The 12,977-nt window shown below is 46.0% G+C and carries 13 protein-coding genes; 4 read left to right on the forward strand and 9 right to left on the reverse strand.

Annotated elements, in window-relative coordinates:
- Window positions 1–169: 169 nt before the first annotated feature.
- Window positions 170–1,402 (reverse strand): WD40 repeat domain-containing protein, encoded by a 1,233-nt coding sequence (locus PSE7367_RS10710; protein ID WP_041698423.1) that lies wholly within the window; start codon window positions 1,400–1,402, stop codon window positions 170–172.
- A gap of 504 nt (window positions 1,403–1,906) precedes the next feature.
- Between PSE7367_RS10710 and pgsA the strand changes: the two genes are divergently transcribed.
- The 4 genes from pgsA to PSE7367_RS10730 are packed head-to-tail and all read left to right on the forward strand — an operon-like array spanning window position 1,907 to window position 4,417.
- Complete coding sequence (gene pgsA, locus PSE7367_RS10715; protein WP_015165364.1) at window positions 1,907–2,590, forward strand: CDP-diacylglycerol--glycerol-3-phosphate 3-phosphatidyltransferase; 684 nt, start codon at window positions 1,907–1,909, stop codon at window positions 2,588–2,590.
- Entirely contained in the window at window positions 2,565–3,212 is a 648-nt protein-coding gene (gene tmk / locus PSE7367_RS10720) for a dTMP kinase (RefSeq protein ID WP_015165365.1), read from the forward strand. The genes pgsA and tmk overlap by 26 nt, the downstream gene beginning before the upstream one ends.
- Window positions 3,213–3,270: 58 nt before the next feature.
- Entirely contained in the window at window positions 3,271–3,750 is a 480-nt protein-coding gene (locus PSE7367_RS10725) for an SRPBCC family protein (RefSeq protein WP_015165366.1), read from the forward strand.
- A 28-nt stretch (window positions 3,751–3,778) separates the two neighbouring features.
- The gene (locus PSE7367_RS10730; protein ID WP_015165367.1) at window positions 3,779–4,417 is read left to right on the forward strand and encodes a nucleoside/nucleotide kinase family protein; all 639 of its coding nucleotides are present in this window, start codon (window positions 3,779–3,781) and stop codon (window positions 4,415–4,417) included.
- Here PSE7367_RS10730 and PSE7367_RS10735 read toward each other — a convergent pair.
- The 8 genes from PSE7367_RS10735 to PSE7367_RS10765 all read right to left on the reverse strand — a co-directional run bounded on the left by PSE7367_RS10735 (window position 4,414) and on the right by PSE7367_RS10765 (window position 12,942).
- Entirely contained in the window at window positions 4,414–5,139 is a 726-nt protein-coding gene (locus PSE7367_RS10735) for a hypothetical protein (RefSeq protein WP_015165368.1), read from the reverse strand. The genes PSE7367_RS10730 and PSE7367_RS10735 overlap by 4 nt on opposite strands.
- A gap of 47 nt (window positions 5,140–5,186) precedes the next feature.
- On the reverse strand, window positions 5,187–6,029 hold the full coding sequence (gene lgt, locus PSE7367_RS10740) for a prolipoprotein diacylglyceryl transferase (protein WP_015165369.1): 843 nt from the start codon (window positions 6,027–6,029) through the stop codon (window positions 5,187–5,189).
- A 24-nt stretch (window positions 6,030–6,053) separates the two neighbouring features.
- Window positions 6,054–7,601, reverse strand: coding sequence for a sulfatase (locus tag PSE7367_RS10745; protein ID WP_015165370.1), 1,548 nt, complete (start codon window positions 7,599–7,601; stop codon window positions 6,054–6,056).
- Between the two features lie 370 nt (window positions 7,602–7,971).
- Window positions 7,972–8,568 carry a porin family protein gene (locus PSE7367_RS10750; RefSeq protein WP_015165371.1) on the reverse strand — a complete coding sequence of 199 codons (597 nt, stop codon included), beginning with the start codon at window positions 8,566–8,568 and terminating at the stop codon, window positions 7,972–7,974.
- Window positions 8,569–8,783: 215 nt separating this feature from the next.
- Window positions 8,784–9,986 carry an SGNH/GDSL hydrolase family protein gene (locus tag PSE7367_RS10755; RefSeq protein ID WP_015165372.1) on the reverse strand — a complete coding sequence of 401 codons (1,203 nt, stop codon included), beginning with the start codon at window positions 9,984–9,986 and terminating at the stop codon, window positions 8,784–8,786.
- Window positions 9,987–10,100: 114 nt separating this feature from the next.
- On the reverse strand, window positions 10,101–10,253 hold the full coding sequence (locus PSE7367_RS22430; RefSeq protein WP_015165373.1) for a DUF5989 family protein: 153 nt from the start codon (window positions 10,251–10,253) through the stop codon (window positions 10,101–10,103).
- A 213-nt stretch (window positions 10,254–10,466) separates the two neighbouring features.
- Window positions 10,467–10,895, reverse strand: a complete 429-nt coding sequence (locus PSE7367_RS10760) for an SxtJ family membrane protein (protein WP_015165374.1) — start codon at window positions 10,893–10,895, stop codon at window positions 10,467–10,469.
- A 121-nt stretch (window positions 10,896–11,016) separates the two neighbouring features.
- Window positions 11,017–12,942 carry a carbamoyltransferase family protein gene (locus tag PSE7367_RS10765; RefSeq protein ID WP_015165375.1) on the reverse strand — a complete coding sequence of 642 codons (1,926 nt, stop codon included), beginning with the start codon at window positions 12,940–12,942 and terminating at the stop codon, window positions 11,017–11,019.
- Window positions 12,943–12,977 lie beyond the last annotated feature (35 nt).

Genomic DNA, 12,977 nt, shown 5'->3' on the forward strand with positions numbered 1-12,977 from the left:
TAGTTTACTCAAGCATGGGGATAGTAATTAAGTAATACTTGAGCAATTGCAATAGGAGGAATTGCGGTCTAGGCCAGGTTAATCGATCGAATCAGCAACCATCATAGTTTTAGTCTGCATAGCTAAGTCTGTGTAGCTAAGTACGATCGCCAGGAAAGTACAATTATAGCTAACCTAAATTGGCTTCATCAATTTCCCAGATATAGATCTTTGCCTCCCAAGTACCGATCGCCAGCTTTTTCCCATCCGCACTAAACACCAATGAACTAATCCGGCTAGAGCAACTGGATAAATCCTTTAATAATTCACCGGAGTGCAAATCCCAAAGTCGCACAATCCCGCGATGGTAGCCGGTTGCCAAGACATTGCCGTCGGGACTGATCGTGATCGTGGTAATTGGATTTAAATTGGCACTATGGGCTTGAATAATATTGTGCAGATCGCTGGTCATCAATCGCCATAAATAAATCTGCCCATCCCAACTTGCTGCGGCCAAAATCTGCCCATCGGGACTAATGGCGATCGAAGTAATTTCCTTTTCCTGATTAGAAATAGTCCGCAACAAAGTACCGCTATATAGGCTCCAAACCTTGATATTTCCTTCTTTACTGCTGCTAATAAAATTTTGGCCATTGGGATTCATGGTTAAAGGGCTCTGGCCGTTGTGGGTGTTGGCCAGCTTGCCAGAAGTCAGACTATAAGTTTTAATTTTGCCCTGATAACTGCTACTAATGGCGATCGTCTGGTCGTTGGGGCTGATCGCAATCGCATCAATGCCCATACCCCGATGATCTGCAAGTAGCGATCGTTGTGGTTGCCCGGTGGCCAAATCCCACAGACTGACCTCGCTGTCATAGTTACCACTGGCACTAACCAAGGTCTTACTATCGTTGGTAATGGCGATCGAACCATAATCGGGGATGGTATGCAGCAACGAGCAGTCCGTTAGATCGTAGACCTGAATATTAAAATTGCTACTTGCGGCTAGAAATTGACTATTACTGCTGATTGCCAACTGACTCACAAACTTGGTTGACAGGGATGGAGCAGTTACATCCACCAGCGTAATTACCTGTTGACAGCGAAAATTGTGGTAAGGGTTATAGCGATTTAGAACCGGATTCAGCCTGGGATCTGCTTCCTGGCGCAGCAGCCAATATGCCGATCGCCTTACCTGCCAGGATTGATCCTCGGTTAATACTTTAAGCAACAAATTTGTGCCCGCCCGATCGTAACGTAGCGCCAAGGGCAAACTAGCAATGCGGCGATCGATCGAAGCAGATTTGAGGTTTTTGAGCACCGCTGCCATCCCACCCAATGTTGCCCCATTGGTGGAAGGTGAGTCATTACCTCCTCCCAGTGCCACATCAAATTCTTGCGGTTGATTGGTGGGTCTAAGCATTAGGGTCTGATGGTCTTGACGTTCCAACTAATAAAACTACTCAACAAATTAGTAAACAAATAAAGTATAAATTTGTGCCACACTTTAGCATCTCTTCTAGCTTAACTAAATTAACCAACGCGATCGATTCGCCATTCTGCCCAATCATCCGCCATATTCAAATTTGTTACATTTGGTTCGAAAAACATTGCTAGTAATTCACAGTTAATTCACAGTTCGAGATGTTCAAATATGAACGTGAGATTGGTTTAAAAGACATTTTCTAAACACACTGCAAGATATCAGAAAATATCAGATATCACTCATGCCCACTAATTTTATTAAATCTACGATTAGCACCGCAGCCAATAGTTTTTTGCCTGTAATTATGTTGGCTAATGACCGAGTTTAGAACAAATTTAAACCTTACTTAACTTTAAATACTTGAATCTACGCTGAATCTACTTAAATCTGCTCAGGCGCGTATGATGTTTGTAGCATCATTCACCCATCCTGCTAAAGCATGTGCAGCCACAATCACTAGAACCCCCAACCCAACCGATCGCCTCTACTCAACCAATAATTACGCTACCCACCTGGATCACCCTCTCCCGGCTGCTAGCAGTACCAGTCATTTTAGTGGTACTCAATATTTCCCAAACCCCTCAAAGCTATTACATTGCCACCGGTGCATTTTTGCTGGCCGCCCTCACCGATTGGCTCGATGGCTATCTGGCTAGAAAATTAAATTTAGTCAGTGATCTGGGTAAGTTTCTCGACCCGCTGGTGGATAAACTACTGGTGGCTGCGCCGCTACTGATGCTGGTGCAATTTGGCCATGTACCTGCCTGGGGCGTGTTTGTGATTTTGGCGAGAGAATTACTAGTCACGGCCTGGCGCGGCATTGGCACAACCCCAGCAACGATCGCGCCAATTACCTCAATCACGCCGATCACACCAATTGTCCCGATCGAGAGCTATCCCCTTACCGCTAGTCCAGCTAATGTAAGTGATCCAAAGATTGTCAAAAAACAGCCCAGTCGCGTAATTGGGGCTAACTTGTGGGGTAAGGCAAAAACTGTCGTACAAATTGTGGCGATCGCAATGTTACTCTTGCAATTACCCGGCGCGATCGGTTTATTTTGGCTGGCCGTGGCCTTAACCGTTATTTCTGGAATTACCTATGTCTTGCCAATTCATCACCTTTGAAGGCGTGGAAGGCGCTGGCAAAACCACACAACTAAATCTATGTGCCGATTGGCTGCGATCGTTGGGGCATCGGGTTAGAATCACCCGTGAACCCGGTGGCACTGAACTAGGACAAGGAATTAGACAGCTTTTTCTGGGTAGTACAGGCTTAGACGATCGCGCCGAGTTGATGTTGCTAATGGCCGATCGCGCTCAACATGTACAGGAGTTTATTAAGCCCAGTTTAGGTGAGGGGTTTGTGGTACTTTGCGATCGCTACAGCGATTCCACCTTTGCCTATCAAGGCTATGGTAGAGGCATGGATTGGCAGTTGATTTCTTCCCTCAATCAGATCGCCACGGCAGGACTAGAACCGGATTTGACTCTTTGGCTGGATCTTGATGTTGACCTGGGATTAACACGCGCCAGGCAACAATCGCAGCAACAAGCCATGTCAGGCGATCGGATTGAGCAAGAGAAAATTGAGTTCCATCGGCAGGTGGGACGTGGTTTTCGTAACCTATCTAAGCAATACCCACAGCGGATTAAGCGGATCAATGCAACCACAGATATAGTCGCGGTTCATGCCCAAATTAGAAGGGTAGTGACCGCCTGTTTAGATCAGATGAGCCTGAAAACCTGACTGAGATCGTGAAGTGTGTTTGAAGCAAGTAGATTGACCAGAAATAAACTTTAAAAAGATGGCTAACTATAACTTTGTTACTACCTGGGTGATCGATGCGCCGATCGAGCAGGTGTGGGATGCGATCGTGGATTACAAGAACCTACCTAGCTGGTGGCCTTCGGTGGCAAAAGTAGAAGAAATTGAGCCTGGTGATAGTGATGGTTTGGGTGGGGTGTGGGATATGACCTGGGAAACTCCGCTTTCCTATACAATCACTTTTCGATCGACGGTGATTGAGACAAGAGCGCCGCATGTGCTGGCAATCAAGGCGATCGGTGAGGTGGAGGGTGATGGCCGCTGGGAGCTGAGCAAAGCTGAGACGGGCACGATCGTGAAGTATTACTGGACTGTCCAGACCACAAAGGCATGGATGAACCTGCTGGCGGTAATCATGCGGCCTGTTTTGGAATGGAATCACAATGCCACGATGAAAATTGGCGCAAGTGGTTTGTCGCAATTGCTGGACGCAGACTTGATTAGCGAAGATTATAAATAGGTCTTTGGAATGTAAGAGATCGCTAGTCATGGAAGACTTGATCCATACTTTGATCGAGAAAAGCAAATATAAAAAGCCGCTGATGGTTGCGATCTCTGGGATCGATGGTTCTGGCAAAGGCTATGTAGGTGCAAAGTTAAATGCTCTTTTACAAGAAAGAGGCATAAATAGTCATCTGATTGGCATTGATGGGTGGTTAGAGGTTCCCCAGAAGCGATTCAGTGGCACAAATCCGGCGGAGCATTTCTATAGGCATGGATTCAGGTTTGAGGAAATGTTCGCTAAGTTGATTATGCCGCTGAGTAAAACAGGTTCGATCGATCTAGTTGCCAATCATTCCGCGCCAGATAATTCAAATGCCTTGACCGAATATCACTACAAAATCGAGAATGCCGCGATCGTAATCTTCGAGGGGATCTTCTTATTTCAGAAAAAGTTTGAATTTGATTATCGGATCTGGATCGATTGCAGTTTTGAAACTGCCTTTGCACGGGCTTTAAATCGCAATCAGGAGGGGCTGACCGCAGCAGAGCTAAAGCGGGATTATGACAATATCTACTTTGCAGCGCAGCGATTGCATTTTGAACATGATCAACCAAGGCAGATGGCCGACTTCATCATTTTGAATGATCATAAATTTACAGGGTATCCCAAATCATTTGATTAATTATTCGAGTGCGGTAGTTTTAATATATCTGGCGCTTTTTCCAAAAGCTTGGAAGAAATATCAACAACTCTTAGAGCAGTTAAAACCTTACCTAAAAACTCAAAAAAGTCTTTCCACAGTTCCTTATTTTGTTGTTTAGCTTCATTATCTATGACCACAAAATACTTGCCAAAACTCAGTTCTACTGAATCACTTAAGCCTTTATTCCCTGCAAACCTGTAATCTCTTATTGCTCTGGATAATCCATCTAGAGAAGAATATAGAAAATCGCTAATTTTATCATCCAAATTTGAATTAGTAATTCTCTCAAGCCATTCATCTATATCTTTTTGAAGTTCCTCCAAGGTCGAAGATTCAAGATAAAAACCATGTCCCTGAATATAAGATGAGGATTTAATTAAGAGAGAAAATAACTCATCATGTAAAAATGGTCTTACTGATGATATTGTTGCACCCTGATTCACTCCTTCTACAAAGGCTTTAAGCATGGCAACTGCTTGATCACAATATCTACGTTTCATCCCATTAAGAACAAATACAGATGATTCAAAATCATTAATAATGTTCTCAAAGGCAGGCAAGCTATGTGTAGGTTTTACGGCCATAGCTGCCCCCAGTGCATTCATGGCCATACTACCTTCACTATATTTAAGGATTTGTACTAGGATGTTATGAATTTGAGCTGCAGGGTTATTAGGGGTTAATTCAGTGGTGCCTGGCATAACATGAACAATCAATTCATCTATATAACATTAAGCTATAAATAGTATCATGATTTTATCCCTGGGCTTGAGCTAAATATATGACGTTTCAGCAACGCACCCACCCCAGTCAACACCGCGATCGCACAGAAAATATGCACCGCGTTAAACGGCGTACCCCCAAAGAACCAGGAATCAGTACGCAGGAACTCAATAAAAAAGCGCCCCAACGGATACCAGATTAAATAGAGCAAAAATAGATCGCCTTCCTTGAGCTTGGGTGCAAACTTACGCGACACCCACAGAATCACCGCAAAGCCAATGAAATTCCACAGAGATTCATACAGAAACAACGGATGAAAACGGGTGCTTTCTGGATAGGTGGCCAGATCGTTATAGGGGGCGATCCGATGGGGTGGATCGATCCGCAGACCCCAGGGCAAGCTGGTGGGTGGGCCATAGAGTTCTTGATTAATAAAATTCCCCCACCGCCCGATCGCCTGCGCCAGGGGTAAACCAAGGGCGATCGCATCCAGATAGGTTAAAAACGGCAACTTAAAACGGCGCGTATATAGCCAGGCGGCCACACTACCAAACAAAAATGCGCCAAAAATATGAATACCACCGCGCCAGATCTGGAAAATCAACAGTGGATTTGAGACATAGGCACCAAAACCATCGGCCGTGCGGGGCGATTGAATGAAAACGTAATACAATCTTGCGCCAATAAAGGCCGGAATCATCATCCAGAACAGCAAATCCCAGATCCGCTCACCATCCTGCCCCCGCCTATTCAACAATGTGCCGGCCATCCAGGTGCCGGTGATGATCGCGGTCGCCATAAATATGCCATACCAACGCAGCGCCAATGGGCCAATTTCAAATAGAACAGGATCTACAGGTGGATACATAGTTTTTGTAAGTTCAAGATTTTATTATTCTAGATAGCCAAGATCGCGGAGGCGGCGATAGACTTCAGGATCATCAAGATTGGAGGCGGTAGCGATCGCAAAAGCAGTTTCTCCCTGATCATTGTGATCATTGCTACTAAATAGATCAATATAATCTTGTAGCATTTCCACCTGTTCCGGCAAAATATCGCTCAGGTTCAGGGTTTCACTGGTGTCGGTAAAAATATTAAACAATTCACAATTACCATTTTCCGCCGCCACGATCTTAAACTCCCCTGCCCAGCAAGCACGGCGAGTCTGGTCATAGCCTCTGGTTTGCAATAGTTCCGGTTGCCGCTTCATCAGCAGGTTAATTGCATTCTGAGGGGGGATCGCCTCCGCAAACACCATGCCATCATCAGCATCAGTGGTATGGCAAAGACTTAGTTTTTGCTCCTCGGCACTAGCACAATTAGCCGCCGTCAAAATCGTGTGGAAAATGCGGCGTGTAGAAACCACTTCATCCCGCTGGCTGGCGGGGAAATCCTGGCCAGGGGTGTTAATAATCAGCGGTACATGCACCAGCTCGTTATATAAACCATTGCAATGGCCAACTAATTGCTTTTCGCCCAGATGTTCGCCATGATCGCTAGAAATTACTAGCATGGTGCGATCGAGCTGATTATTCTGGCTCAGCCTGCTAATGAACTTACCAATCAGCTCATCCTGGTAGGCCACCTCCGCGTTATACATGCCATCAAGGGTGGCCTTTCGATCGGTATTGAGCGGATCGGCCAAAGGCGCAAGCCAACCATAGATGTCACTATTGAAATTGCGTAAATAGATTTGCTGAGAGCGATCGCGCAACACATGGGGCGCAAATTGCTCAATAAACTGACGCGGTGGATTGTAGGGCATGTGGGTGCCCATCAGATTAATAAAGCAAAAAATCGGCTGATCGGGCTCCAGATTGGGGCGATCGATTAATAGCCTGGCGGCATCTTCCAACGACTTAGCGGTATTACCCTTAAAGCTCAGGGCAGTTTGCCACAGCGGCACCATCAACGGGGTGAGCGATAGCGCCAACAGGGCATCATTACGGGCAAAGGCATCCTGGAGTCGATTGAGGCCATAGGCCAGGATACGTTTGAAACCCTGGCGATAGCGATCGATAAAATTCGACGGTGTCCCAGCTTGATTGGGATTGGCAGTTAGCAGGCCACTGTAATTCAGAAAACTATAAAAACCCCGCCGCAGGCCATTGTTAATCACGCCAACCAGGGGATTATTGCAAAATCCCGCCGTGTAGTAGCCAGCCGATTGCAATCGCTCCGCCAGGGTGGGCAGGGTTTGCGGCATCACCGAGTAGGACTGCACCATGTTATGGATCGCTGGATAAGTACCCGTAAACATGGAGGCATGAGAAGGAATTGTCCATTGTGCTGCCGCCACCGCATTACTAAACAGGGTTGAGCCTGCCGCCAGTTGGTCTAAATTTGGCGAAGTGGACAGCGGATAGCCATAGCAACCCAGGCGATCGGCGCGTTGGGTATCGAGAATTAGAAAAACTATATCGGGCTGTTTGGGTGCCATGAAAGTTTGGTTTAAGCGTGGCTAGGCAAGCAGTTGTTAATGCTTGAGTGCTTAACTGATTATTTATCTAGTTAATATGTACTCATCATAACCACTTGCCAGGTCGATCGTTACAAATACCTAACTTTCATACGTTAGCAAACAGCATAACGGTTTTAATTCTCGATATTTTAGTGTTTCCCAGAGAATCATCTTTTAATCAGGGAATGCTACGGTATTGCTATACCTATCATAAGCAAGTAGCATCATTTCTCTTAGCCATGCTTTGGACAGAAACAAGCACAATTTGCTGGCAACAGTTAACGGGTTAAGCTCAAGTAAATGTATTTCGGATTAGCGATCGGTAATTATCACTATAGCTGACTCAAACCTAGAACTGATAACCGATCCCCGCCTGGACACTCACCCCCGAACTACCAGTTTCATAACTATCCACCGCCACGATCGCATTACCATAGAGCAACACATCCTTACTCAAGCTCACTTCTACCCCAGGCTGTACCACAAAAGCGGTCTTGTCACCCAGCATCGTTTCCCCATCACTGGTGGGAATCACCACGCCAGCACCCAGATAGACATTAGTGCGATCGCCCAGGGCAAAGTCATAGGAAGCAGTTGGTACGATCGCCGCGCTATCTGCTTCACCAAATAACACCGAAGTTCGCAGCGAAAGCGGTGCATCACCGAGTTTTAGCCTTCCGGCCACATTCGCGCCTACTAATGAACTTTCAGTTTCGCGCCCACTGGTCAGGCTCACCCCCGCGCCAACATAGCTACTGGGCGATCGAACTTCATCAGCTAAGGCAGGCAGACTTACAAGGTTGGGAACATTGACCAGGCTGGCAGTGAGGACAATTAACTTGAGGGGAATGCGATTCAGTTTTTGAATGAGTGAAGTTCGGGAACTTTCTTCTTTTTTATTCTGCTGGCTATTCTTTTGGCTATTCTTTTGAGCTGAGCGAAACATATTTCCTACCTCTCAATTGGTGAGAATCATTGCGAACAATTATTCTGACCAGAGAGGAATCAACTTTGTTCCGCGATCGCCCTCAGCAATTAGGCTTGCGCGATTGTATCTAAGCGAGTATTTGATAAGTGAGTAAGTCGCTTGAGCATGAATCAATTAGCTGTCACTGCAAATTTCCAAGCACTCTAATTATTCGCTCATTATCTTTTTTATAATTAACTAGGATTGGCATTCAATTCTAGATCGGCCAAAATTCCCTGCTCCGCTAAAAATTGCCATAACCGATCGGCCATGAGTTGATGACCAATATAGTTGGGATGGATTAGCTCTCCAAAAAGCCCAGCATTCTCAGGGTTTGCTGCTTCTGTAAGCTCAGGAATCTCTAGGTAAGGAATGTTATGTTCCTTCATGGAGGTTGCCAGCGATCGCCGATACTGAGTAATTAATCTGGCTTGATCTGGGTTGGTTTTGGAATCGCGGTAAACCTGGCCGATTACTACCACCCGCGCATCATGCTTTTGGGCAAGGTCAGCGATCGCCAGAATATTTTCCACATACTCCGCCTCCGAAACTCGCCTGACATTAGGTTGCCAGGGCAGAACCTGGTCACTTTTATTCTTAGCTACGCCAATTTTTTGCAAGCTAGACTCCAACCACCGCGAAGCATAAATCACCGCTTGGCTCTGGGCACTTAGCCAACGCCGGGTAATATTCCAGCGATCGGTAGGAATTGAGAGGCGATCGCTTTGGGGGCGATGGTCAGTATCATTCCAGCCAAAATTTACTGTAATTAGATCGGGTTTGAATTTCTCTATATCTCGTCGCAACCAGGCCAAACCTTGATGGGTGGTGTAACCCGGTGTAGACAGGTTAAGCACTTCCACGGGGCGATCGGGATTATTGTCCGCCAGCATTTGTTCTAGCAAGACCGGATAGGGATGATGATCGCGGTTGAAATTTAGCGGTGCTTCGGGGAAAGATTCCGGCACCCGATAGCCAAAGGTAACTGAATCCCCCAGACATAAAACCCTGATCCCATTGTGGGGCTTGCTGCCAATTTCCCGATCGGGACGAATCCCCAGGCTATTGGTTGAAAAAGTCGTATAGTCCCACCAGCGATTTTCTAAATTAGGCATTAGTTTCCAGCCCAACGTGGCATCGCCTTCAAAGGTTCTTTCCTGTTGATAGCTTTCAATATTAATGCGATCCTGACCACGCACATATAAATCCAGGCTGGGCACATGGGGCAAGAAAACTCTAGTACCTAGCTCGATTCCCAGTAGCAGTATTATTAGAACCAAATAGGGGAATAAATAAAAAATGATCCGCCGCCGGAGCGATCGTTTACGAGTTTTTTTCCCAGGGGCGATCGATTCTTTTAGTTCTGGTACTTCTGGCTTGGACGGACTGGATTTCATGCCCTTAGATTGCAATATTTTGGTTTGAATATGTTTTGAGTATTTACGAGCAGAGGTGCAATGCTTTGCCCCAGTTTAAAATCTCAGATCAAAACTTAGAGATTAGAACCAGGCTTAGAACAGAGTATAAATAAATGGTGCGATCGCCGAGCCCTGGGTCAGTACAATCAAAGCACCGATCGCCACCAGGGCAATAATCAACGGTGCTAACCAATATTTTTTCCGTTCCCCTAAAAATTCAAACAGATCCGCAAAAAATTCGATCATTATACTTAAGCTGTTAAGTGAGCAATTATCGATTAATCAAAACTATATTGGCCTAACCCAGACAATCATTTTTCAAACATATTTTCCATGTTTTTAGACAGTTTTCTTTAGCTGAGAACTATCTCGATCGCCCTGACACTAGGTTGTTTTTGGTTAGACCATACCATTGGCCACAACAATTAGCCACAGATTGCTAACGACTAGCCCATAGAATTAATAAGGTTTTGCCATTTTCGATCGATCGCTTTCTGGGCTGGCAATTCGATAGGTCGATCGCTGATCATCTAGCTGTCGCTGCATAGGATCATTATTCCCCAGCCAACGCATAAATATCCCCATTGGTGTGACTAGCAAATAGAAGATGATCCCGAGAATAATGCGGGTATTAAGCCAACCCATCACCTCGCCAATCTTCATCCAGATCCGATAGATTGGCCGCAGAGCCACAGGAGCCACGATCGCTAAGCTAAACATAATCGCTGCAATGATCCAAGCCAGCAATGGGCTAGGGTGTTGCTTCAGCCAGGGCAAAATTAAGCCAAATAAGCCAGCCGCGATCGCTGCCATAATTAATCCAAACTGACGTAGTTCTTTTGTGGTTAACTCTTCTGTTGTTTCAGTGTATTTATATTTGTGATTCATCGTCTCAAATTTCCGTTATCCCACCAGATTATGCCCTGCTGCGATCCAATCAATCCCCATGCTTGACTAAGATTCGGTTTGGAAGCTGCATTAACAATTAGCCTTAACAATTAATTGATGATTAATCCAACTCGAACTGCCCTGACCAATTAGACGAATTAGACGAATTAGGCCAATTGTAATCACGGGCGATCGGTGGTTGTTCCGTTTTAACCAGCAAGCAATTTTCTAGCACTAAATAATCCATCTCCGTATGCATAAAACAACGGTAGGCATCCTCTGGCGTACATACGATCGGCTCACCGCGCACATTAAACGAAGTATTCACCAACACCGCACAGCCAGTTTTAGCTTCAAAATGGCGGATTAATTCATAAAAGCGGGGGTTTGTTGCTGAATTAACAGTTTGCACCCGTGCTGAATAGTCCACATGGGTCACTGCCGGAATTGTCGATCGCGCCACTTGCAACTGCTCAAAGCCAGTTTTTGGGGCATCTGACTCGGTCAAATCTATGCGTAAATCCTCTTGCACGGTCGCAACCAGCAGCATGTAGGGGCTAGGTCGATCGATTTCAAAATAATCCGCCACTCGATCGACAAGCACAGCAGGCGCAAACGGGCGAAATGATTCACGATATTTAATTTTTAAATTTATTTGGGATTGCATCTGGTTACTGCGCGGATCACCAAGAATAGAGCGATTGCCCAATGCCCTGGGGCCAAACTCCATCCGCCCTTGGAACCAGCCGACAACTTGTTCCTGTGCCAGGATTTCTGCCAGCTTGGGCATCAGCTCAGCATCTTCTAGATAGTGGTAAGGTGCATTTGCTTGCGCCAGAAAGGCTTTAATCTCATCATTACTAAACTGAGGCCCCAGATAAGTACCCTGCATTTTATCTGTTAGCTGACCAGACTTGTAATTGCTGGCCTGATTACTGGCCTGATTATTGGCTTGATTGCTAATTGGGCGAGGTTGATTGTGATATTGATGCCAGATCGCCATTGCTGCCCCGATCGCGCTGCCTGCATCCCCTGCCGCCGGTTGAATCCAAATATTTTGGAATTTTAATTTTTTTTCGCGCAGAACTCTACCATTGGCAACACAATTAAGCGCTACTCCCCCGGCCAAGCAAAGGTTCTGGCTACCAGATTCTTGCTGGATCGTATGCACCAATCGCAATACTACTTCTTCGGTCACTTGCTGAATTGAAGCAGCTAGATCCATGTCGGATTGGCTAATTTGAGTTTCTGGCTGGCGCGGATTCCGATCGAAGAGGCGATCGAACTTGCGATTAGTCATGGTTAGGCCAGTGGCATAGTTGAAATAGTCCATATTCAACCGGAAGGTGCCATCGGCCTTGAGATCGATCAGGTGTTCCAGAATGCGATCGACATACTTAGGTTCACCATAGGGCGCTAAGCCCATGAGTTTATATTCACCGGAATTAACCTTAAACCCAGTGTAGTAGGTAAAAGCCGAATAGAGCATTCCCAGTGAATGGGGGAAGTTGAGTTGCCATTGGGGCGTGAGTTGATTGCCTTTGCCATGCCAAACCGAAGTGGTTGCCCATTCGCCCACCGCATCCAGACAGAGGATCGCCGCATTCTCGAATGGACTGGGGAAAAAAGCAGCGGCGGCATGAGCCTGATGGTGCTCGGTGAAGAGTAATTGAGGTAGTTCCGAGTTTTTACAATCGCCGATCTTGCGTAGTTCTTTTTTTAATACTGCCTTCAAGTAAAGCTTCTCTTTGAGCCACACTGGCATCGCCTTCAGGAAAGAACCAAATCCCTGGGGCGCATAGGCCAGATAGGTTTCTAATAAGCGCTCAAAGGTAATTAAAGGTTTTTCATAAAAAACAATTTGGTCTAGCTCTTGCAGCCTTAGCCCAGCTTCCTTGAGGCAATAGCCGATCGCTTGCTGTGGGAATCTGGCATCGTGCTTTTGGCGCGAAAATCTTTCTTCTTGGGCGGCCGCCACAATCTCACCGCGATCGACCAGGGCGGCGGCGCTGTCGTGGTAATAGGCGGAGATGCCAAGGATGCGCATGGATTAAGCTATGGGGAATTAATGATCAAGGCTCA

Origin of the sequence: Pseudanabaena sp. PCC 7367 (genome assembly GCF_000317065.1) — a bacterium.
Taxonomy (GTDB): Bacteria; Cyanobacteriota; Cyanobacteriia; order Pseudanabaenales; family Pseudanabaenaceae; genus Thalassoporum; species Thalassoporum mexicanum.

What these genes read in the sequence shown, in the direction of transcription:
- PSE7367_RS10755 (WP_015165372.1), bottom strand. Translation starts at nt 9,986, where the DNA reads ATGAAATCCAGTCCGTCCAAGCCAGAAGTACCAGAACTAAAAGAATCG.
- PSE7367_RS10760 (WP_015165374.1), bottom strand. Translation starts at nt 10,895, where the DNA reads ATGAATCACAAATATAAATACACTGAAACAACAGAAGAGTTAACCACA.
- PSE7367_RS10765 (WP_015165375.1), bottom strand. Translation starts at nt 12,942, where the DNA reads ATGCGCATCCTTGGCATCTCCGCCTATTACCACGACAGCGCCGCCGCC.
- PSE7367_RS10750 (WP_015165371.1), bottom strand. Translation starts at nt 8,568, where the DNA reads ATGTTTCGCTCAGCTCAAAAGAATAGCCAAAAGAATAGCCAGCAGAAT.
- PSE7367_RS10745 (WP_015165370.1), bottom strand. Translation starts at nt 7,601, where the DNA reads ATGGCACCCAAACAGCCCGATATAGTTTTTCTAATTCTCGATACCCAA.
- PSE7367_RS22430 (WP_015165373.1), bottom strand. Translation starts at nt 10,253, where the DNA reads ATGATCGAATTTTTTGCGGATCTGTTTGAATTTTTAGGGGAACGGAAA.
- tmk (WP_015165365.1), top strand. Translation starts at nt 2,565, where the DNA reads ATGTCTTGCCAATTCATCACCTTTGAAGGCGTGGAAGGCGCTGGCAAA.
- PSE7367_RS10710 (WP_041698423.1), bottom strand. Translation starts at nt 1,402, where the DNA reads ATGCTTAGACCCACCAATCAACCGCAAGAATTTGATGTGGCACTGGGA.
- lgt (WP_015165369.1), bottom strand. Translation starts at nt 6,029, where the DNA reads ATGTATCCACCTGTAGATCCTGTTCTATTTGAAATTGGCCCATTGGCG.
- PSE7367_RS10735 (WP_015165368.1), bottom strand. Translation starts at nt 5,139, where the DNA reads ATGCCAGGCACCACTGAATTAACCCCTAATAACCCTGCAGCTCAAATT.
- PSE7367_RS10725 (WP_015165366.1), top strand. Translation starts at nt 3,271, where the DNA reads ATGGCTAACTATAACTTTGTTACTACCTGGGTGATCGATGCGCCGATC.
- PSE7367_RS10730 (WP_015165367.1), top strand. Translation starts at nt 3,779, where the DNA reads ATGGAAGACTTGATCCATACTTTGATCGAGAAAAGCAAATATAAAAAG.